At 40.2% G+C, this 21,566-nt stretch carries 22 protein-coding genes; 11 read left to right on the plus strand and 11 right to left on the minus strand.

Annotation, left to right across the window (positions count from 1 at the left end; translation table 11 throughout):
• Positions 1 to 5 precede the first annotated feature (5 nt).
• Complete coding sequence (locus PL11_RS05130; protein WP_035167801.1) at positions 6 to 437, minus strand: hypothetical protein; 432 nt, start codon at positions 435 to 437, stop codon at positions 6 to 8.
• Positions 438 to 560: 123 nt separating this feature from the next.
• Here PL11_RS05130 and PL11_RS05135 point away from each other — a divergent pair, with 123 nt between their 5' ends.
• Positions 561 to 1,418, plus strand: coding sequence for a ribonuclease H family protein (locus PL11_RS05135; protein WP_078256981.1), 858 nt, complete (start codon positions 561 to 563; stop codon positions 1,416 to 1,418).
• On the opposite strand, the gene PL11_RS05140 is transcribed toward PL11_RS05135, so the two are convergent.
• Complete coding sequence (locus PL11_RS05140) at positions 1,415 to 1,975, minus strand: DUF2179 domain-containing protein (protein WP_035167803.1); 561 nt, start codon at positions 1,973 to 1,975, stop codon at positions 1,415 to 1,417. The genes PL11_RS05135 and PL11_RS05140 overlap by 4 nt on opposite strands.
• 128 nt (positions 1,976 to 2,103) lie before the next feature.
• Here PL11_RS05140 and PL11_RS05145 point away from each other — a divergent pair, with 128 nt between their 5' ends.
• Together PL11_RS05145 and pgmB are read left to right on the plus strand one after the other, a co-directional pair.
• Positions 2,104 to 2,547: a VOC family protein gene (locus PL11_RS05145; RefSeq protein ID WP_035167804.1), complete on the plus strand. Its 444-nt coding sequence runs from the start codon at positions 2,104 to 2,106 to the stop codon at positions 2,545 to 2,547.
• 128 nt (positions 2,548 to 2,675) lie between these two features.
• Positions 2,676 to 3,347, plus strand: a complete 672-nt coding sequence (gene pgmB / locus PL11_RS05150) for a beta-phosphoglucomutase (protein WP_035167805.1) — start codon at positions 2,676 to 2,678, stop codon at positions 3,345 to 3,347.
• Here the strand turns inward: pgmB and PL11_RS05155 are convergent.
• Positions 3,332 to 3,697: a DUF488 domain-containing protein gene (locus tag PL11_RS05155; RefSeq protein WP_035167806.1), complete on the minus strand. Its 366-nt coding sequence runs from the start codon at positions 3,695 to 3,697 to the stop codon at positions 3,332 to 3,334. The two genes, pgmB and PL11_RS05155, sit on opposite strands and share 16 nt — an antisense overlap.
• 37 nt (positions 3,698 to 3,734) lie before the next feature.
• Here PL11_RS05155 and PL11_RS05160 point away from each other — a divergent pair, with 37 nt between their 5' ends.
• On the plus strand, positions 3,735 to 4,355 hold the full coding sequence (locus tag PL11_RS05160) for a DNA-3-methyladenine glycosylase (RefSeq protein WP_035167807.1): 621 nt from the start codon (positions 3,735 to 3,737) through the stop codon (positions 4,353 to 4,355).
• 1 nt (position 4,356) lies between these two features.
• Here the strand turns inward: PL11_RS05160 and PL11_RS05165 are convergent, their stop codons facing one another.
• The 3 genes from PL11_RS05165 to PL11_RS10355 all read right to left on the minus strand — a co-directional run bounded on the left by PL11_RS05165 (position 4,357) and on the right by PL11_RS10355 (position 6,135).
• Positions 4,357 to 4,857, minus strand: coding sequence for a phosphatidylglycerophosphatase A family protein (locus tag PL11_RS05165; RefSeq protein WP_035167808.1), 501 nt, complete (start codon positions 4,855 to 4,857; stop codon positions 4,357 to 4,359).
• A 183-nt stretch (positions 4,858 to 5,040) separates the two neighbouring features.
• The gene (gene map, locus PL11_RS05170; protein ID WP_035167809.1) at positions 5,041 to 5,835 is read right to left on the minus strand and encodes a type I methionyl aminopeptidase; all 795 of its coding nucleotides are present in this window, start codon (positions 5,833 to 5,835) and stop codon (positions 5,041 to 5,043) included.
• 129 nt (positions 5,836 to 5,964) lie between these two features.
• Positions 5,965 to 6,135 (minus strand): hypothetical protein, encoded by a 171-nt coding sequence (locus PL11_RS10355; RefSeq protein ID WP_191982047.1) that lies wholly within the window; start codon positions 6,133 to 6,135, stop codon positions 5,965 to 5,967.
• Positions 6,136 to 6,406: 271 nt separating this feature from the next.
• Between PL11_RS10355 and PL11_RS05175 the strand changes: the two genes are divergently transcribed.
• The 3 genes from PL11_RS05175 to PL11_RS05185 all read left to right on the plus strand — a co-directional run bounded on the left by PL11_RS05175 (position 6,407) and on the right by PL11_RS05185 (position 9,832).
• Positions 6,407 to 8,110: a phosphoenolpyruvate carboxykinase (ATP) gene (locus PL11_RS05175; protein WP_035167810.1), complete on the plus strand. Its 1,704-nt coding sequence runs from the start codon at positions 6,407 to 6,409 to the stop codon at positions 8,108 to 8,110.
• A gap of 177 nt (positions 8,111 to 8,287) precedes the next feature.
• Complete coding sequence (locus tag PL11_RS05180) at positions 8,288 to 9,289, plus strand: matrixin family metalloprotease (RefSeq protein ID WP_078256924.1); 1,002 nt, start codon at positions 8,288 to 8,290, stop codon at positions 9,287 to 9,289.
• A 51-nt stretch (positions 9,290 to 9,340) separates the two neighbouring features.
• On the plus strand, positions 9,341 to 9,832 hold the full coding sequence (locus PL11_RS05185; RefSeq protein WP_035167812.1) for a GNAT family N-acetyltransferase: 492 nt from the start codon (positions 9,341 to 9,343) through the stop codon (positions 9,830 to 9,832).
• A 74-nt stretch (positions 9,833 to 9,906) separates the two neighbouring features.
• Here the strand turns inward: PL11_RS05185 and PL11_RS05190 are convergent, their stop codons facing one another.
• Entirely contained in the window at positions 9,907 to 13,008 is a 3,102-nt protein-coding gene (locus PL11_RS05190) for a YfhO family protein (protein ID WP_052127818.1), read from the minus strand.
• Between the two features lie 164 nt (positions 13,009 to 13,172).
• The gene (locus tag PL11_RS05195) at positions 13,173 to 15,104 is read right to left on the minus strand and encodes a M13 family metallopeptidase (RefSeq protein WP_078256925.1); all 1,932 of its coding nucleotides are present in this window, start codon (positions 15,102 to 15,104) and stop codon (positions 13,173 to 13,175) included.
• Positions 15,105 to 15,231: 127 nt separating this feature from the next.
• Between PL11_RS05195 and PL11_RS05200 the strand changes: the two genes are divergently transcribed.
• A complete protein-coding gene (locus PL11_RS05200) occupies positions 15,232 to 15,726 on the plus strand; it encodes an acyl-CoA thioester hydrolase (RefSeq protein WP_035167814.1) in 495 nt (164 codons plus the stop codon).
• Between the two features lie 81 nt (positions 15,727 to 15,807).
• On the plus strand, positions 15,808 to 16,233 hold the full coding sequence (locus tag PL11_RS05205; protein WP_035167815.1) for a universal stress protein: 426 nt from the start codon (positions 15,808 to 15,810) through the stop codon (positions 16,231 to 16,233).
• 74 nt (positions 16,234 to 16,307) lie between these two features.
• On the opposite strand, the gene PL11_RS05210 is transcribed toward PL11_RS05205, so the two are convergent.
• Entirely contained in the window at positions 16,308 to 17,129 is an 822-nt protein-coding gene (locus PL11_RS05210; protein ID WP_035167816.1) for a M57 family metalloprotease, read from the minus strand.
• Positions 17,130 to 17,295: 166 nt separating this feature from the next.
• Here PL11_RS05210 and PL11_RS05215 point away from each other — a divergent pair, with 166 nt between their 5' ends.
• Positions 17,296 to 18,396 carry a YibE/F family protein gene (locus tag PL11_RS05215; protein ID WP_035167817.1) on the plus strand — a complete coding sequence of 367 codons (1,101 nt, stop codon included), beginning with the start codon at positions 17,296 to 17,298 and terminating at the stop codon, positions 18,394 to 18,396.
• Positions 18,396 to 19,157, plus strand: a complete 762-nt coding sequence (locus PL11_RS05220; RefSeq protein WP_035167818.1) for a YibE/F family protein — start codon at positions 18,396 to 18,398, stop codon at positions 19,155 to 19,157. The genes PL11_RS05215 and PL11_RS05220 overlap by 1 nt, the downstream gene beginning before the upstream one ends.
• A 253-nt stretch (positions 19,158 to 19,410) precedes the next feature.
• Here PL11_RS05220 and PL11_RS05225 read toward each other — a convergent pair whose 3' ends face one another.
• Both PL11_RS05225 and proB read right to left on the minus strand, forming a co-directional pair.
• Complete coding sequence (locus PL11_RS05225) at positions 19,411 to 20,655, minus strand: glutamate-5-semialdehyde dehydrogenase (RefSeq protein WP_035167819.1); 1,245 nt, start codon at positions 20,653 to 20,655, stop codon at positions 19,411 to 19,413.
• Positions 20,655 to 21,485, minus strand: coding sequence for a glutamate 5-kinase (proB, locus tag PL11_RS05230; RefSeq protein ID WP_035168347.1), 831 nt, complete (start codon positions 21,483 to 21,485; stop codon positions 20,655 to 20,657). Before proB ends, PL11_RS05225 begins: the two co-directional genes overlap by 1 nt.
• Positions 21,486 to 21,566: the final 81 nt, after the last annotated feature.

Below are 21,566 nucleotides of genomic sequence, written 5' to 3' on the forward strand. Positions count from 1 at the left end.
TTGTGTTAACTTTTCTTCTTGGCAGCCGCCGCTGCCTTTTTTTTCTTGGATCTGCTCTTTAAAACGTCCTTTAACTCAACGATGTCGTCTTCATGCTTAACTTTCCATTGCTTATATGAAGAACTTGAATCTGTATCACCAGGCTTAAGACCTGTATCGAGCCAGAACAGTGCTTCAGTTAAACTGGAAAAGTTGTGCATCCAAAGTGTTTGACCATTTTCAGAGTCAAAAGCTACATATGAACGAGCATGTCTCGCCAAAAAAGTGTGCTTACGAATCTTAAATGCCTCACGTTTTCTGGTCAAGCGATAATCAGGTAGTATATACTTACCTTGACGTTTTAATTGTGGGAACCGCTCGTTAATTTGATCTGAACGATCTTTGAGCAGCGCCTTAGCTTCTTCAACACTAATTAGTGTTGCGTTTAATTGGGTCATTGCGATTGCCCCCTTTGCTAATATTTTCGCATAGATTTATCTAATTGAAAAGAACAATGGAAAAAATATAATTGATTATTAAGAATTTTATGTTACTTTGTTTTAATTTGGAGGTTGAATTTTATTAAATTTTACGCAGTAAAAAAGGGTAGGCAACCAGGAGTTTACACAACTTGGCCTGCCGCACAAAAGCAAATTTCTAAGTTTCCAGGAGCTGTTTTCAAAAGCTTTCAGACAAAAAAGGAAGCGGAAGATTTTATTGCCGGTAAGGGTGGAAACGGCAATTTAGTTACTTCGGAACCTAATGATTCAGAAATTGTGGTTTACACTGACGGCGGATCTCGCAATCACGGGAATGTCGCTGGGGGCCATGTAAAGGATACAGATCCTGCCGCATGGGCTTATTTGATTATTAAAGATGGCGTTAGGATTCCTGGTACTGGTGGAGAGTTTGGAGCTACAAATAACCGCATGGAAATTATGGGGTTGCGCAATGCTCTTCAGTACCTGGTCGATGAAGAACTCAACGAAAAAAAGGTGCACGTAATTGCCGATTCCAAGTACGTTCTTGATGCAATCACGCTTGGTTGGTTAGCTGGCTGGCGGAAACGTGGGTACAAACGAAGCCAAGGTGAGTTGAAAAACCGTGAGCTTTGGCAAGATATTGATAAACTGTTACCCAAGTTCACAAACATTGTTTACTCATGGACCAAGGGCCACGCAGATAACGATGGCAATGTTTATGTTGATGAATTATTAAACAAGACGATGGACCAGATGACGGCTGGCAAAGAAGTAACTGTTCCCAAGCCTCATCAGGTTTCAAAGCAGGCAACAAAGAGCATCAAAGTAAATTCGGCTAAAAAGCCTGAAAATGCAGAACCAAAGAAAAATCGTGACGATAATCCCAAAATAAAAGAGTCCGTCGAAGCCATTAAGGAAAATTTATGGCAACTAGGACTCTTTGATGACAAAAATTAACGTTTATTAACGCTGTGATAGCGACGATCAACTTCTTTACTCCAGAACCCACCAGAAAGTTGAACGGGTTCTTGAACCATTATGAAGGCGTCAGGAGAGATTTCTTTAATCTGCTCCATTAGTCTACGGTCAGCCTTTCTTGGTGCCAAAATGTTGAGTACTAAACGGGCGCCATATCGGCCTTCGGCATGGGAAACCGTAACTCCATAACCTAACTCCCTCAGCATTTCTGGAAGATCTTCATTTTTCTTATGAACTGGGTTATCAGGATCGATTTGGACGGTGACCTCAAAATTAACGTAACCTAAAGCGATTTTATCTTCAATTACGATTCCGATGTAAATACCAACTCCAAATCCAATGGCGTATGCAGCAATGTTTAGTGGACTATCAATGTGCTGCAAGGCGATTGCCAAGGCCATAACGTAAATTGATTCCTCGACGACCGCGACCACGGGCGCCAAAAAGCGGTGCCCCTTGACGACCAACATAGTTCGGAATGTATTAATGGAAATATAGAGTGCATTTAATACAAAAATTGTGGCAGCTAATTGCAAATTTGTTTCCTCCTTAAAATTTTATAAATGCTGATATAGAGCCATTTGTTCGCCCTAAAATTGACGTGATAGCGGTTTTAAGGTATTCTTATGGCTGTACAAAAACAAACGTAAGGGTTGTTGACCTCATGAATCAAGAATTAATTCCATATCTCACATTTGAGAACACAAAAGATGCTCTTGAATACTATAAACGGGTATTTGGTGCTACCGATATTTTTCGGGAAGCTCCAACCGTAAAGCAGGCTGCTGAGATGGCATTTAATGATGACGTTGACCTAGAAAGCATGACCATGAATGGTCACTTTAAAATCTGGGGCAAGGAAATCTGGTGTGCCGACAGTTTTCTTGGCAAGCCGGTAGTATCCTCATTGATTTCTTTGATGTTCAAAGTTGACTTAAACGATTCTGACGCAGTTTCTGAGATGGAAGCTTTGTATAAACAAGCTGTCAATTCTGAAGAAGTAAAAGTCATTGTAACGTTTGAGAAGAAGTCCAGTGGAAATCGTTATGGGCAAATTGTCGATAAATACGGTGTTACGTGGATCTTTAATGCAGTACGTAATGACTAAATTTTAGTTTAAAAGGCCATGCAAAACAATTGTTTTGCACGGCCTTTTGTTTACTCCAAACTACAATTAGGAGACTATTTTTGAATCATGCTATGATAGTGTTAAAAGTAAGTGAGGGGGATGCTGGCATGCAAGATTTTGGTGATATTAAAGGTTGGTGTTTTGATTTGCACGGTGTGATTACAGATTCTTGGATCTATCACGCAATGGCATGGCAAGAAACTGCTGAAATATTGGGGGTAACGTGGACCGATGACATTCAAGAACAGCTTAAAGGCCGTGACAGAATGGATTCACTAGAATATATTCTTCAAGTAGGTGGCATCCAGGATCAATATACCCTATCTGAAAAACAAGCGATTGCCGCCCGTAAAAATAAAAGGTATTTAAAGTACCTCCAAAAAATGAATCCTAGTGATGTATTGCCTGGAATTAATGAGTTGCTTGCAGATTTACAAGCAGACGGCTACCAGATGATTATTGCCTCAGCGTCCCAAAATGCTCCACTAGAAATCGAAAAGCTGGGGTTGACTAAATACTTTACCAAGGTTGTAGATGTTACCCAACTAGCTCACAATAAGCCTGCACCAGATGTATTCTTAAAGGCTGCTGAAATGCTTGAGCTTGATGTTAGTGAATGTGTTGGGATTGATGACGGTTTGGTTGGTGTCCAGTCAATCAACGCTGCCAACATGGTTTCAATTGGAGTGGGTGACCAGCAGATTCTACACGAAGCTGACATTGTTTTTCCAAGCACTACTGATTTAACAATTGCTAATGTCCGTCAGGCATTCAAGTGATTTTCAACGTATGTCTTCAACACAACCGCTTGATTATCCTTTTGGTCTTTGGCACCGTATAAAAATAAAACGTCTTGTGTTTTTAACTGTTCAGAAACTAGTGAGATAAAGTCACTGGTTTTTTCATTTGCATCCAATTCAGCGATATATTTGGTTGTAAATTCTGCAAATTTTTCAGGATCATGCGAAAACCATGATCGAAGCTCCTTTGAAGGGGCAATTTCCTTTTCCCAAACGTCTAGTTTGGCGTTAACTTTAGAGATTCCGCGAGGCCATAAGCGGTCTACCAAAATCCGGTAACCGGATAAGTCTTGTGGTTTTTCATAAATTCTTTCAAGCTTGATTTCCATGACGTGACCTCCAAATTCTTATTGAAAGGACAATAATATGACCATTCACAACTTCTATGATAGTGATACTACTGATCAAATTGCAAAAAAGATGTTAGGAACGTTGCTAACTTATGATTCTCCAAATGGCCTTGTTGGTGGCCGAATTGTTGAAACTGAGGCGTACATGGGCGAGCGAGACTCTGCAGCTCATGCATTTAATGGTAAACGAACGGCTTCAAATGAACCGCTGTATGGGCCACCTGGAACTATTTACATATATTCAATTCATGGACGTTACCTACTTGATGTTGCTACCCAGGCAAAAGATGTCCCCCAGGGGGTTCTGATTCGTGCAATTCAACCGACGATTGGCCAGGAAATTATGTACCATAATCGTCCCAAGCATGGTGTGGAGCTAACAAATGGTCCCGGAAAACTTATGGGCGCACTTGGAATTGAGGATAAGTTGATGAATTTTCAAATAATTGGTGACGATAAGTTGAAAATTGATATCGATAATCGTTTAGAGCCACGACAAATTAAGACTTCTGGCCGAATTGGCGTCTCAAAAGGTGATTGGACCGATAAGCCACTACGATATTACGTTAGCCATAATCCATATGTTTCAGGCCTAACAAAGGCTGAAGTAAACATTGCTCACTTTGGTTGGAAATAAATTAGTTGTGTTCATGAGCTGTTTTTGCTGATACCGCACTAACAATGGCACCGACGATATCGTCAACAAACGTGTTTGAAACACCGTCTTTTTCTTCGTCTAAATCCTTGATCTTTCCGGTTTTATCGCGGTCGATGAACCCGTAGTTAGTGACCCCGATAGTACCGTAAATGTTGGCGATGTTTAAGGCGATTCCTTCATCAACTCCGAAGACGCCGGAGTCATTCATGACAATGCTTTCAAGTGGTTCTTTCAACAGTCCTTGTGATGCAAGACGGTCAAGCTCAAGGCCCACCATGGCGTTATTCAGCACTTCTCGTTTATGTAATACATCATTGGTATTCTTCAACATTTCATCCATCGTCAAATTATCGAAAAATACTTTTTGGAGGCTCATTGCCATGTTAGCAATGTCTTCCACGGTGATTCCTTTTTCATTAAGCGCACTAATTACAAAATTGTACGCTGCAGTATCTGGAAATTTAAAATTTTTATTATTCATTATTTTCACCCCTGAATTCTATTATAGGTTGTGGCCGATGATTCGCAATCTTCAAGCCTACCCGTTATATGAAAGGTTACCAGTGTTGTGGAATAGATTAAAGACTTGACTATTAAAAATTTGATCAAAAGAAAACCGCAAGTAAGTTTCAACAATATCTGAAACTTACTTGCGGTTTTTTTATTAAAGCTGGTACTTTTTATCAATATCCAGTCCTTGGGATGTCAAAATCTTAGGACCATCTTTGGTGATTGCAATTGTGTGTTCATATTGTGATGAAGGTGTTCCATCAGCAGATACGTAATAAGTCCAATCGTCCTTTTCGTCTAGTCGGTCCTTGATCTCCCAAGTTCCGGTGTTGACCATTGGTTCAATGGTAATTGTCATACCTTCTTTAAGGCGAAGACCATGACCTTCCTTACCATAAGCAGGGACACTTGGTTCTTCATGCATGCTTGGTTGAATACCGTGACCAATTAGTTCACGAACATCACCGAAGCCATTTTCACCTTCAACGTAGTTTTGAATGGCAGCACCAATATCACCAATTCGGTTACCAATGACGGCTTTGTCAATTCCCATATAAAGTGATTTTTGGGTAACTTCCATTAACTTCTTAACTTCGTCACTAACTTCGCCAACGGCGTATGACCAGCAAGAATCACTTTCGAAACCATCAAGATTGACAGTTAAATCAACCTTAACAATGTCTCCTTCTTTAAGCTTGAGACCCTTACGGGGAATTCCATGAGCAACTTCATCATTGATAGAAACGCAGGTTGCGTACTTATAGCCTTCGAATCCTAATTCTGAAGGAGTTGCGTTGCGTTTTTCGATGTAGTTACGGGCAAATTCTTCAATTTCCCATGTATCAAGACCTGGCTTGATCATATCGCGGAGTCCTTTATGAACACCAGCGAGAACTGCACCAGATTCAGCCATTTTTTCAATTTCTCGTGGGGATTTTAATGTAATCAATTAATAAACTTCCTTTGTATAAAATTCGTGGGCAAAGTTAAATAACAGCAACTAATACTATTGCCTTATTTAAATATGTCAAGAAAAGTCGCCTGACCATTTTTGACAATGGATTAGATTAGTCATTACTTAATTTACCTCATCGATAATTCCCTTTTGCAAGGCTTCTAAGATCAACTTGACCTCTGTCATCTTTGAGTCAACCAGGTATTGCATTGGTTCGTTGTTGTTTTCTTTTGCGTCATCTAACTGTTCATTAAGGAATGTTAGTTGACCGTGGAGATATTCACTTAGTTTCACGTCGATCACCTCACATCTTACTTGTATCATTATAGCCTAAATCCAATTATTTTACATTAGATTAGAATTGTTATTAGTTAAGAAAGAAAACTTAGTTGAAGATAAAAAATAAAAATTGTATGCATCCATACAAATTAACAGATAGAAATGCGAATTATTCGTAAAAGATAACAGAAAAATGAAAATTTGCTTAAAAAATTACTGAAAATAGACTACAATGTTAATAATCCGAATTTACAACAATCAATAGAAGAAGGAGAATTTAATTTTTATGGCACAAGAAAAAATTGATACAGCGCCGTTATACGTGAACCCAGATAGAGGGGTTGCAGTATTGAATTACAGCAACAAGTTTATCAAGGATGTTTTTCAACTAGCAAATAGTGATGAACTAGCTGATGTAATCAAGGTTTATTTGGAAGATGAAAATTACCAAAAAACACCTTCTGCGCTGAACGATGCTTCAGTACAAGATTATGTTGATGTGATCAAGGATATTTTGATGAATCGCATGGACGAACTCAAATTTGATTCAGAAGATATCTTAAATAGTATCGAAGATTTGTACTCATATTACCGTTCACTCCTTCGAGTTGCCACAATTAATAAACATCAAAATGATATTGTTGCCACAGCCTTCATGGATATTGACAACCAATTTAACGAACTAGTTCTAAAACTTTACAGAACTGTTGAAGAAAAGCTACAAGGACACGGAAACCACATTTACCGTCAGGTTAATGCTGGTTCAAATGCTTGTATTTTAACTCAATCAATTAAGTGGCCAGTTCCTGACAAATACGCTGCTTTAACTAGCATTCGCTTCATTGACACATTGATGGTTCGCCCACCAATGATGGTTCACACTAAGAGCAACAAGCGTGAAGGTGTGTTCTCAGAAACTAAGCAGAACCCAATTGAAAACTTTAAAGGTGATCGTGACAGTTGGTATTGTTACCCAGCTTGGGTCGGTCAAAGTCTTGCATACATCTACTTTGACCGCGATTACTTCTCAAACGGATTAGCATTAGGTAATTTGTTTGAATTAGCTAATGAAGAAGATGTTAAGGGCCACAAACCTGATATTATCTTGCTCTTTGGTACAGAAGGAGCTGCTTCTGATACTGATGATAACTGTCATTACTTCCTTGATGAAGAAAACGATATTTATGTTGGTCAAGTACCTTACAATGACAAAACCACATACTTCGGTTACATGAAGAAGATGGTATTGACTCTTCATAACTTAAGCATGATTAGCAAGCACAAGTTGCCAATCCATGGTTCAATGGTTAAAATCACATTCTCAAACGGTAAGACTAAATCAGTTGTCTTCTTTGGTGATAGTGGTGCCGGTAAGTCAGAATCAATCGAAGCGTTGCAAGAGATTGCCGATGACAAGATTGTAAACATTGAAACTATTTTCGATGACATGGGAAGCTTTACCTTGACTGGTGATGACCAAGCTATCTACGCTCAAGGTACTGAAACTGGTGCGTTCGTTCGTTTGGATGACCTTAGTTCAGAAGTTGCTTTCAGCAACATGGATCGTGGTATCTACATGAACCCAGAACTTTCAAATGCTCGTTGTATCATTCCTGCCAACACTTATCCAAATATTGTTCAACACCATCACGTTGATATGTGGTTGTACGCAAACAACTACTCAAAGGAAATTGGGGTTCACCAATTTGAGGATGAAGAATCTGCTAAGGCAGTGTTCGTTGCTGGTAAGCGGAAGGCATTGGGAACTACTGATGAAGTTGGAATGAGTACTACATTCTTTGCCAACCCATTTGGACCTGTGCAAAAGCAAGCAGAAACCCAACCAATTATTGATGAAGTGTTCTCTTCATTGTTTAAGAAGGGTACGTTTGTTGGTGAAATTTATACCCACCTTGGCTACGATAAGAAGAAGTCAAGTTTGAATGAATCAGCGCAAGAATTGCTTGATGTGTTGATGAATAGGGATTAATTATAGAGTGCTGAACACCACGGGTGTTTTTGAGCACTAAGGTAAATACCGAGTTTGGAGCTATGCTCCGGGCTCGGTATTTATTTTAGGCGGAGAAAACAGTGGTGAGAAGCACGTTTTAGCTATGACGACCAACTTCCACTCTACGAATCCCCATAAGAAACTTATTACTCATTAATGACAATTCCATTACTTGTTTTCAAACTGCTTGATATATTCCAGAATGACTTGTACTATGAAACTAAATTTATGAATATTCAGGGGAAGTTTATGATTAAAAATATGAAGATTAAAACAGTAATGATTGCTGGAATCGCTTGTTCATTTGTGTTTGCACCGTTAGCTAACATAGTGCCAGCTTCCGCAGCTACACTTACTAGTGTGACGCCAACAACTTCGTTGCTCAGCAAGAGTAATAAATACTATCGGGCTCACAAGTCAGCAATTGTAAAAAAATATAAATTAGATCTCAGCTCGCAAACAGCGCTCACTTCAAAGAAAACTGCGAGTGTGTATGTAAAAACTAGCAATAAATATTTGAAACAAAGCCTAACGTTAGCAATGAACTACTGGAATCAAAAATTAGGTAGAAAGGTTCTAAAATTTGGAACCCAGAGAAGCCATACATTAACATTCTCAGTTTCACGCGCCCAAGCAACACTAGCTGATGAAAGTGATGCTTGGTGGTCACCAACTGACAAGAAGATGCAGGTTCGCTATTCATTTTTTGTAAAGGCACCACAAAGTTTGGCTAATGAAATTTTATCCACAAGTATGGCATCGTTGATCAAGAAGGCTAACGCCAATATTGATGAGTATGCTAAGACATTGGATCCTAGTTCAGCGGATTATGCTCAGAAACTTGCAACGTATCGTAACGCACAGATTGCTGCGGCTAAGGCACAATTAACAGCTGAAAAGAGTGATATCTCGAAGAGTAACATTGGATACAAAGCTAGAACTTTGGAATATGCAGGAACACTGGCTCATGAATTTGGTCATGCCCTCGGGTTAGATCACTCACCTAACAAAAATGATGCAATGTACTACGCAAGTGATACCCCACAGATTTACGATTACGCTAAGCTCAAGGCTAATACAAAGGGATTCAACCCGTTAACCTACACGGACGTAGCCAGAGCAAAGTTAGCTTTAAAGATGTACTCAGCAGTTAAATAAACTACGTAAAGCGGCGATGAGCCGCTTTTTTTATGAATTGAGGAAGTTAAAATGAATTTAGAATTTCGGGCACCACCAATAAATGATCTTGATAAACTCATGGAGATTGAGAATGCTGGATTTACCCCTGAAGAGGCGGCAACTAGTGACAGCATGGCTGAAAGAATTGGTAAGATTAGCGATACATTTGTTGTTGCCGAGGCTGCCGGAATGATTGTCGGCTACATCGTTGGCCCAGCTAGCGATGAACGATACATTGACGATGGATTATTTGATCAAGTTACGACTAATCAACCAGCTGACCGGTACATCGCAGTATTAAGCCTTGCTGTGCATCCACAATTCCGCAGTAATGGAGTTGGTAGCCAACTACTTAGCCAGTTGGCAAGTGTTGGACAACAGCAAGGACGAGAAGCAATTACTTTAACTTGTTTGGAAGAGCTGATTCCGTTTTATGAAGCTAATGGATATGTGAATGAAGGAGTTTCAGCTTTTGAGCATGCAGGGGAAACTTGGTTTAATATGGTTAAAGAATTGAAGTAGCAAGATTGTTTACAATATCTAGTTTACTAAACCTAAAAAGACCAGCAACTCCTTCGCGAGTCGCTGGTCTTTGTTTAACCATTCTTTTTCTTCTGCCACAGGTCCCTAATTAGTCCTAGAATTGCAAATCCGACTAACCAAAGAACGCCGATGATTGATACCAAAATTCCTAATTTGAACCCAGGAGTAGCATACGTCATTACAATGTTATGTTCTCCCTTAGGAATTGTTGCCCCAATAAACCCTTTGTTAACCAGATAGGTTGGGGTGCGTTTGCCATCAACCTTGAGGTGCCACCCCTTGGTATAAGGGATGGACGTGGTTAAGATAGTTTGGTGATTGGTATCGTTTGTCGTACCGGTGATTCGGTCATTTTTAACCTGCAGATTTTGCAGTCCATGACGTTGAAGTTGGGTAACTTCACGGTTGTAATTCTTGTTAAATGGAATTGCCATTAATTTAACGCTGTTGAATTTTAGGCGTTTGACTCCATTAAATCTGACAATTACGCCACCACGTGGAGCAGACGAGTAACCTAAATTAAGCACCACATGTTGCCGGTCTTTATAATCCGACAAGTTGCTTACAGGCAACTGACGGTAGTAATTTGAATTAGTTTTGGTTTGAACTGATAAGGTGTAGGCACCTAAATCAGGGAACTGGATTGCAGTTCTAGCCCGATCGATTTTTTGCAGCTTTGAAAGTGGGTCACCGCTAACAACTGCATTAGCATCTAAGGTATTGATTCGGTCTCTTAAGCTGTGGCGAGAGCTTTTTACCCCGTCAATCACAAGGTAAAGTTCACAGTTCTTGTACTTTTTTGGATTATCAATTTTTAATTGATACGACAAGTGGCGTCCCTGAGCGTCGTTATCCATTAGATGTAAACTGCTGCTGTTTTCTATATTATTGCGATCAATTACCGCTTGATTTTTCTTGATCACATTTTGTAGATAAGGACTGTGAGGATGAACTCCGGTTGCTTTTGCCCAAATCATTCGTTTGTTTTCGGGCAATGTTACCGGATTATCGGCAGCTGTTTGTTGGTAACGAGTGTTAGGTGAATGCCGCATTCTGTAAAGAACTGCTTTGACAGCGTTATTAACGATGTGCTGAGTGTAAAGATGTGGGGTGTAACTAACAGTTTGAATGTTGGAACTTGGCTGAATTGAGCTGACGCCAGAAACTGACTTACCAACTTCAGCCCCCTGGAGAAGTGCCTGCTCACGCTGCAATGGGCCTAAACTGTCATAGGTTGCCGTTGAAATTGATTTTTCTTGTAGGTAAGCAAGTGGCAGTGACAAATTTGATTTTAGGATGACCGTTCCAGAATGATTAGAAAGCCCCGGAACTGGTTTTTCAGGATAGTCAATAATCTTTCCAGCTTTGTTTCTTACAAAGCTAAAACCGTACGGAATCGACTGTGGTTTTTTGAGAATATCGGTTTTGGCAAACAGGTATTTAACTCCCAATAAATTCAGCAAGGTCGTCCGGTTATCCCCTTGACCAACTGAGCCATTCACCACTGATTGTGGGTTATTTAATGACTCGTTGAATTTGTACAGGTACCCATTTTGAATCGAGTAATAAGAATTTAAATCTTTTGCCCCCAAGAAGGTAGGAATGTTATTTCCCGCAGTTGGGTGTGAGTAATAATTATGGGTCGTAGTCGTTCGGTAGAAACTCTTGTCCTGTTTAACATTTTTTTCAGCCCCATCATAGTAATCGTGAAGCCACATGGTGGCAGATCCTGAGGTTAGTTCTTGGGACGTGTTTCTACTATTATTTGGGCTTAGCCACCCTTGACCGTTACTGATTAGGCTAACAAAAACAACGCTTGTTAGAGCCAGCATAAACCAGCTAGATTTGAGATGCATTGAATGTCTACCAACTATAACAATCAATAAGACAAACAAGAATCCATAAGTTACAAGGTCGTTTGTGGGAATGTTAAGAGTGAACCCTTGGGTTGCCCAAACAAGTACCACTAAGACGACCGAAGCGCTAACTAGCCAGATTAGGTCACGGCCAGTCAGCTCGTTTGCTTTATCCACAAAAATCATCGTGGCAAGGGCTAGTGGCAATACTGCTAGTAATAGCCACCTGTTTGATGGGGTTGAGAATGCGTTGATGGTTGCACTAACTTGTGGAAGCAGAACTGCAACGAAGATGATTGAAAGAACGGATGCCAAATATTTATGAGCTTTAAAATGAATTAATACGTAGATTGTTGCTAAAAAGGCAATCCCACCAATATTAACGACAAACCAGAAGTTTTTGATTGTGGTGCTGGTGATTAGTTGGTTGGGGATGCTTAGGTAGTAGCTAAATGGGTATAAGAACAGTCCATTAGCAAATTCCGCGTGATTCATTGATCTAGATGACTGAAAAACTGCCATCAGAGTTGGAATCAAGATGATTCCAGACATTAGTAGCCCGGTGAAAACACCTTGAAGGACTCGATAAATCAAAAACCAATCGAATTTTTTGTTTTCTGATTGGCTACGAATGTGAAGTAGCCGAGCAAGCAAATAGACGAAGGTTCCGAATGCTAACACGTAAGCAAAATAGAAATTACTGATTAAGGCTAGTGCAGTAGCGATTGCTAATGGAATCCACTTGCGTTTTTGAAGAACATCTTCAACACCCATAGCTAACAGCGGAAAAATAATCATTGGTAGTAGGAAAAATGGGTGATGCATTGAAACGTAGAAGTTGTATCCAGAGAACGTGTAGATTAAGGTTCCAATGAGTTTGCTGTGCTTGCTATATGGTAGGCGGTTAGCCCAAGCCATGAATGCCAGACCGACACAGTACAGACGTAAAATGATTAGAAATTGGAATCCAAATTCGAGTTTTGATGCGGGGAAAAGGGCGATTAAATAACTAAAAGGATCCCCCATCACGTAGTAAGCAAATGTGGTTAACTGGTCCCCACCAGCACCAAGATTCCACGACCACCCAGCGAGTGACTGGTGGACGTGCCCCTGTAAAATTCCTTGAAATTGTGCCAAAATTGGAAAATGTTGGGCAATCCCATCAATGTTCCAAATCAGTGCCTTTTCTGAAAGCCAAGGCATCGAGTAAGTTAGACCACAGATGACCACGAAGGCAATCGTGTAGTAAAGATAATTGAGCGATTTATGTTCCTTTGGTTGTTTAATTGTCCTTTGCATAATCGTACCTCCCCGTATGTACAATCTAATTGTTATGCGAGGATAACCAGAAAACAAGCCAATTAAGAAAGACTTAAACTAAGATAAAGAGTTGTAAGAAAACGGTAATCAAAAACGATAACCAATTCCTATCACAGGAGTTGATTATCGTTTTTTGATTTAAACTACCAGATTTTAACTCGCTTATCTTCGGGTAGGAACATTCCGTCACCCTCAGTGACGTTAAATGTGCTGTAGAAGTCATCGAGATTCTTAACTTGGACGTTAGCCCGCAGTTCGTTAGGAGCGTGCACATCAATGTTAAGGAGCAATTGCATGTACTCAGTTGTAGCTTTCATTCTCCAAATTCGCGCCCAGTTTATGAAGAATGCCTTTAAATCATATTCTGATTCATTTTTAGCAGCTTCGTTAGCGCAGCTCAAGCCACCCGCATCAGCGATGTTTTCAGAAACAGTTAGTTTACCGTTAACCTTCGCACCTGCAAAAGCCAGGCCATCAAATTCAGCAATCATATTGTCTGCCAACTGGTTAAAGTGTTTCCGGTCTTCATCAGTCCACCAGTCGTTTAGGTTACCCAATTCATCGAATTGCGAACCATTGTTATCAAATGCATGAGAAATTTCATGGGCAATTACGGCACCAATTCCACCATAATTTTCACTTGAAGACTGGTCGAGGCTGTAGAAAGGCGCCTGCAAAATTGCTGCGGGGAACACGATGATGTTCTTTGATGGATCGTAGTAAGCATTAACGGTGTTGGCACTCATTTCCCATCGGCTGCGGTCAACGGGCTTACCAAGTTCAGCGAACCTGGCTTCCTTAGTGATGCGTCTAAATTCACTTACATTTGCAAATAGTGTTCCACCATCACCTTGAGGAGTAACTTTATATTTGTATTCAATTGGGTCGATTTTGTCAGGATAGCCAACGTGAAGTTCCAACTTGCTAAGTTTGAGAATTGCTTTATCACGCGTGTCCTTACCAAGCCAAGTGTTATTTTCAAGGCGTTGTTGGTAAACCTTGATCATGTTGCGAACCATTTGTTCAACGTCAGCTTTGGCCTTTGGCCCAAAGTACTTTTTAGCGTAGTAGTCACCAACGGTTTGACCAAAGACTCCTGAAGCCAAGTAGAAAGCAGACTTCTTTTGTGGGGTGGCAACCTTTTTACCTGACAGGGCGCGGCTATACGTCGAACCAGTTTGTCTAAATTCTTCAGATAGGTAACTTGATGCAGAAGTAACAAATTTAACTAACATCCAGTTTTTCATGTCGCTGAAACTGTCTTCGTTTACGAATGAATCAAGAGCTTCATAGTACTTAGGTTCTGTGACGATGATTTGTTCTGGAGCGTTACCAAATAGTGAGTCAGCATAACCTTTGAAGTCAATGTTGCTACTTGTTTTAGCAAATTCGGCAAATTTTCTTGGGTTGTAAGATTTAGTGTAATCGGCAGACTCTTCGGCTGATTTTACGTGAGGGGCAATGCTTGAATCAAACTTTTTAGCAGACTCCATGATTTCGTCAGCTTCACTGCTACTGTAATCTGCAAGAACCAACAGTGATGTGACCATCTTCGAGAAAACGGGCATTAATTGGTCGTATGCAGGATTGTTATTTTCATAATACGTGCGGTCTGGTAAGAATAGGCCAGGGGTTCCGGCGTAAAGTGCGTTAATTTTGGTGTTCTTCATGTCAGCGTCGACCCAGTATCCAAATGGAAGTGGTAGGCCACTAAGGGTCCAGTCCTTCAATTGGCTGTTCAGGTCATCGAAGTTACTGATGCTTTCGATTTTATCTAGGAATGGCTTGATTGGTTCAGCACCATCCTTGTCCCGCTTGTCAAAATTTTGGGCAAGTGCGTAAAGTTTAGCGAACTCTTGAAATGGTTCGTTGGTATCCTTCAAGTCAGCATCTGGTAATTTGTCAAAGTCACTCATCAATGTTTTATCGATGTTGTCGTTCAGATCCATGAATCCACCAGTTGATGCGTGGTCATCGGGAATCGTTGCGTCCTTTAACCAATTTCCATTTACTGCTTGGTAGAGGTCGTCCTTAAATTGGGACTCGTCAATTACTTCTTTAGGTGTGTTAGCCATTTCGATTCCTCCTAGTATGATGTTAAAAACCAGTATAGTTCATAAAAAACGGTTATAAAAGCTTTTCATGTTCTTTCAGTGAATTTATCGGTATTATTAGAGTAATGAATCCAGTTGAGGTGAAACTATGAGTCAAGTCTATTGTAAAGATACCAGAGCTGTCCACGAAGGGTACGTTTTTCCGCGTGACCTAAATAATAGTCAAATGCAGTTTGGTGGCCGAACCCTTGAAGTTTTGGATGCAAATGCAGGAATGGCAGTAGTTAAGTATCTCCCCGGTGTTAATTTTGTAACTGCTTCTTATGACCGTGTTCATTTCTATAGCCCAATTAGTCAGCAGACGATTTACAAGTGCGTATCGTACGTCACTGGAGCAACTACTAAGTCTGTCGAGGTGTTCACTAAGTTTGTAACTCAAGATAAAGATAGTGGAGACAAGCAAGTTGCTTTTACTGCGTTTTGTAGCCTAGTAATCACTGATCAACTAGCTGAGGTCCCGGACATTGTCCCAGAAAGTTCAGAAGAAACGTATATTTGTAAGGGATTTGGTGTCAGGCTAGAAGAACGAATCAGCGAATTGAAACAAAGCAAGGCGGATTTACAGCATTTGAGTTATGAATAATGAAACTGAAACTTTTCTGTATCTGGTCAATGACCTTAATGATAAAATAAGAATGTAAATATATGTCTGGAGGGATTTATTATGTATGACAAAATATTAGTTCCAATCGATGGTAGTGAGAATGCCGATGCTGCTTTGACTGAGGCATTAAAATTAGCAAAAAAGTTGGGTTCATCTTTGGAAATTGTTTCCGTCGCAACTGATCAACGTTACGTCCAGTATGGGGTGACCTTGGGACAAGATGTCATGGAATCCTTCCAGAAGCGCGCTGAAGAAATTTTATCAAAAGCTAAGCAAAGGGCTGATGAAGCTGGGGTTGATGCCAACACTAACTTTGTTATTGGGGTTCCTAAGCAAGCAATCTCTAAAGAGCTACCACAAAAGTATGGCACTGATTTAACAGTTGTTGGTAAATCGGGGGTCAACGGAATTTCTAGAGCTTTATTAGGTTCAACTACTGAGTATGTCGTTCGTCACTCAGTCACAAACGTGTTAGTTATTGAGTAATTAAAAAAGGAGGTAGCTAGGATGCAATTTGCATCTTGGCTATCTCCTTTAGTTTTATCAATAAAGTTTGAAGTTTAGCTATAGATTGTCTTCAAGGCCGCAATGTCGCTAGCTGAGATTTGTTCATCGCAAACATTGGGATTCATGACGGATGGAGAAACATCGTTATGTTTTAAACCTAAAATATGCCCCAATTCATGGGTAGCCACATTTTCCTTCTGGTGAGTAGAATAATTAGCTTCGGCTAGGGGATGACTAAGTAAGATTCCCCGGGCTTTAATGAAGCGGTGATGATTACTTGAAAAATAACTACATCCAGTAGTGGTTGGGGACTGAAAATCCTTTGGCCGCTCTGATTGTGTTTGTAGAGTGACATCAGCACTTTGCTTTGAACTAACCAGATTTAAGCTGACCACGTTGGTTTGATTCCACTTATTAACTGCGTTTTGCCAAATTGATTGATAATCGGAATCCATATTCTCGATAAAAACGTTAATGTTTTTAGTTGACCATTTATTATCACTGATGGGTGTCACCGGCACTGGCTTAGGTTTACTGACAGTTCGGCCAGTATGAGTTGGTTGATACTTAACGTGACTGAATGAGACTGCCTTAGAGTTGATCCAGGCTCCACGGTTACCAACGTAGTAGAAGTGGAGGTACGATGTCCTGGAATTGATAATTTTTTTCTGGTCAAAGAGAAAAGTCTCATTCTTTTTTAGCCGCCCAAGCGATTTTGATTTAGGGTGGGGGATACGCTTGTAATATCGGTAATTTCGGTTAGTTATTCTTCCTAACCGGTTCACTTTATAATTAGCTCGAGAAGCGTTGGCTTCAATGGGGATAATTCCTAATGTTGCAATAATCGTGACGAGTTTGATTGGTTTCAGGTACATGGGGACTCCTTTTTGATAGATTAATAAGCCTTGGTAATTATATAATCAATAAACAAATAATCATACCTATTTTAGGAATTTGTTTAATACTTTTTAAAGCGGTGCTGCAAAGTTGCATGTTGATGATACAATTACGAATAAAATGAATTCGAAAAGAAGACGTGATATGCAGCTAATAAAAAAAGTAACGTGGTTTCAGATTCTAGCGATTATTTTAGTATGTATCGGGACAGTGTTCCTAGTTGCCCATAATGACCGGTTTTATTCTGATCCAATCATGAAGGTAACGTCAGTCAAAAATCAGGGTAAATATAAGGTAACAGATGAATTCCAAAATGTTGACCACCAGCATAAGCAACTAGTTTCGGGGACGATTACCAATGGAAAGTATGCCGGTAAGAAGTTGACCATTAGTAATCTGTATTCCGATTCGGGAGCGATGGATCATAATCTTCATAAAGGACAAAAAGTTTTTCTAACTGTACATAAACAGCCCAATCTAAGGGCAACGGTCAAAGATGTTAAACGTGACACATCAGTTGCATTTTTATTTGCGTTAGCAATTTGTCTATTACTGGTGTTCCTTAAATGGCAAGGGATTACGGTGATTTCCAGCATTGTGATTAACTCAATCCTGTTTATCATCGCGATTCGGATTAACGAGCACATTCAAGGTGCACGGGTAATCTTAAACTTTAGTATTTTGGCACTGATATTCTGTGTGATTACACTGCTGTTAGTTGTTGGTTGGAACCAACGGATGGTTATCTCCTTAGCATCAGTTGTGGGGGCAACAGCATTAACAATTATAATTTTGATGATTGTTTTCAGAGTCACGCATGAACGAGGCGTTTACTACGAATCAATGCAGTACGTGACCCAGCTTCCGCGACCACTATTTGTGGCTGAAGTCCTGATTGGTGTGTTGGGAGCAGTTATGGATGAATCTGTTGATATTGTTGCATCGCTTGCAACATTGAAAACTGAGCGTCCTGAACTAACCAGACGAGAAATTTTTGATTCTGGTCGTCAAATTGGAAAGTCGATTATGGGGCCGTTAGTAAATGTGCTGTTCTTTGTGTTTATGGCAGAGACACTACCGATGACGTTATTATTTTTGAAAAACGGTAATTCTTGGGGTTATTCGTTTTCAATGAATATGTCGTTGGGGATGCTGTCTAGTCTGGTCAGCGCCATTGGGATTGTTATGACGGTGATTTTCTCAAGTTTTCTATCAAGCATTTGGCTGAAAGCAGGTGAGAAATAATGGGAACAATTACATTATTATTTATTATTCTGCTTGGACTAATGCTGTTTGTTGGTGGTAGCCAGGGAGTTAGCGCATTTCTAAGTATGATTGTTAACTTTGGAATTGTGTTCTTTACGATTGTGCTCATTGCTTTTCACTTCCCCCCAATAATAGTTACGGTAACTGCTAGCGTTGTTGTTTTAGCAATTACTATTTTTTGGAGCAACGCAAGTGATAATGCCTCAACCACAGCATTCTTTGGAGCCCTAATTATTTTAACGCTTTTAGTGTTGACCATTATTCCTGTTGAGTATTGGGCAAAAGTTGGCGGTTTTGGTTTGGAAGATAGTGAGGAACTTGAAGGACTATCTGTTTTAGTTGGTATCAACTTTACCAAGGTTGCCATTTGTACGGCAATTTTAACTTCACTTGGAGCAATCGCTGAGGCGGCGATTGCAATTGCTTCGGGACTAGATGAAATCTTGACCGTTCATAAAGAAATTACGAGTGATCAGCTGTTTTCAGATGGAATCGAAATTGGTAAGGAAATTATCGGAACGGCCGTGAACACATTGTTTTTTGGTTTCTTTGGAAATTCATTGGCACTATTCATTTGGCTAAATGGATTAGGTTATTCGTTTGGATCAATTATCAACGATAAGGTTTTTGCTAATGACTTGATTGCAATTGTTCTGTCACTAATTGGGGTTGTACTGACGATTCCAATTACAACGTGGATAATGGCGATGAGAAGGCGAAGAAGCGAACGGGTATTGTAAAAAAATGAACCTGGGACAAAAACTAGGCTCATCAAAAAAATACCGTTATAATTTCATTTTTTGAAATTATAACGGTATTTTTTCTTATATACAGATAGTTGCTACACGCAGTAACCATCAGGACTGAGAGCCATTACCCATGACTCTCAGTTACTGTTGGTCTTGCGGGGGTGGGACGACGAAAGCATCTTCGTATGCTTTCTGTCCTACTCCCTTTTTTTACTTTAGTAGACTCATTTTATATTCGCTTTTGCTATTTTCTAATCTGGCCATCTCCCGAGATTACATACTTCGTTGTAGTAATTTCGTTGAGTCCCATTGGCCCGCGAGCGTGTAGCTTTTGGGTGCTAATACCAATTTCGGCACCAAACCCAAATTCAAATCCGTCAGTGAACCTAGTTGAAGCATTGACGTAAACGCAGGCTGAGTCAATCAGCTGCTGGAATTTTTTTGCATGAGCGTAGTTATTAGTGATGATTGATTCTGAATGACCAGTTGAATATTCATTGATGTGGCTAATAGCGTCATCGACTGAGTCGACTACCTTAACTGCCATAATCAAATCATTGTATTCAGTTGACCAATCATCCGCTGTTGCTGGTTTGATAGAACTTACGATTTGACGACTCTTATCATCACCACGAAGTTCCACACCATTATCCTCCAGTGCCTGAGCAATCGTTGGCAACATTTCGTCAGCAACGTCAGCGTTAATTAATAGTTTTTCAGCGGCGTTACAAACGCTTGGGCGCTGGACTTTGGCATTGACTGTAATGTCGGTGGCCATTTTTAAATCGGCACTGTCATCGACGTAAATGTGGCAATTGCCGGCACCAGTTTCGATTACGGGAACAGTAGAGTTTTGAACAACAGCGTTGATCAGACCAGAGCCACCTCGAGGGATTAGTACGTCAACATAACGGTTGAGATGCATTAATTCATTGGCAGTTTCGTGACTAGTGTCATGCAAAATTTGGATGGCGTTTTCGTCGATTCCGTTTTTATTGAGCACCGTTCTGAGGATGTCCACGAGGGTGGTGTTAGAATTGATTGCTTCCTTACCACCCCTTAAAATTACTGCGTTACCGCTCTTAAAGGTGAGGGCAGAAGCATCAACGCTAACGTTTGGCCTGGCTTCAAAAATCATGGCAATAACCCCAAGTGGCACGCGTCGTTGTTCGATGATTAACCCATCTTTGTTGGTAAATCCAGTATCAACGTTTCCGATTGGATCCGCTAAATTAGCAACTTGACGAAGGCCTTCAGCCATCCCGTCAATTCTTTCAGGAGTTAGTTTTAAACGGTCCACAAATTTTGCAGGTAAATCATTGGCGTTATCTAAATCCTTGTTATTTGCAGTAACGATTTCATTTGTGTGCTCAGTTAATGCAGTAGCAAATTCATTCAAAACTTGGTTTTTGGTTTCAGTATCTAAATTAGCAATTTGAAATGCGGCTTTCTTGGCGTTCGCACCAATTTCGTTTAAATTATCTGTCATCATTTGGCCTCCTCTTGAAGAGCGGTTGTGGAGTTGCTAAACAAAGTTCCAATTGGCTCACCAGCTAAAATATCGAAAATAATCCGGGGGTCCTCACCATTAGCAAGTACCATTTGGCGGTTTTCGTCAATCATCCGTTTAGCAGCGGCCAGTTTAGTTTTCATACCACCAGTTCCAAAACGACTCCCGGTTCCACCAGCCACGGTGAATGTTTCATCATCGATTGAATTAATTTGACTGATTAGATTGGCATCAGGGTTCTTCTTTGGATTAGCATCATAAAAGCCGTTAACATCCGAGAGAACAATTAATAGATCTGCATCAACGTGGCTGGCTACAATTGCCGAAAGTTGGTCGTTGTCGCCAAAAGTAGTGCGGTGATCCAATTCATCTGCGGCGACGGTATCATTTTCGTTGACGATGGGAATAATGTTGTCCTTAAGTAGACAGTTGAAGGTGTTCATTACGTAGTTGTTGCTTTTGGGGTAATCAAAAACGTCATGGGTCAAAAGCACCTGGGCGATATTGTTTAGATAGTGGTTAAACCGTTGGGTAAACAGAGTCATGAGTTCTGATTGGCCAATTGCTGCCAGAGCTTGTTGAGCTCCGATTTCGGTTGGCCGCTCTTTAAGATTTAACTTATTTAAACCAACCCCAATTGCTCCAGAAGATACCAAAATCAGTTCCTTGCCCTGGTTATTGAGCTCACTCAATACATAAGCAAGCTGATCGAAAGTCCGGAGATTTACCGTCCCGTTAGGGTGAATTAAGCTACTTGTTCCCACTTTAACTACGATTCTTTGTGATTTAATTTTCCGATTGACTGCCAAATAATCACCCTTTTTTCTAAAAAAAGCTCTGCTTTGAAATTGAGACACCCATTGGGCGGTACCATTCTCATTCAAAGCAGA

Origin of the sequence: Lentilactobacillus curieae, from assembly GCF_000785105.2 — a bacterium.
Classification (GTDB): Bacteria; Bacillota; Bacilli; order Lactobacillales; family Lactobacillaceae; genus Lentilactobacillus; species Lentilactobacillus curieae.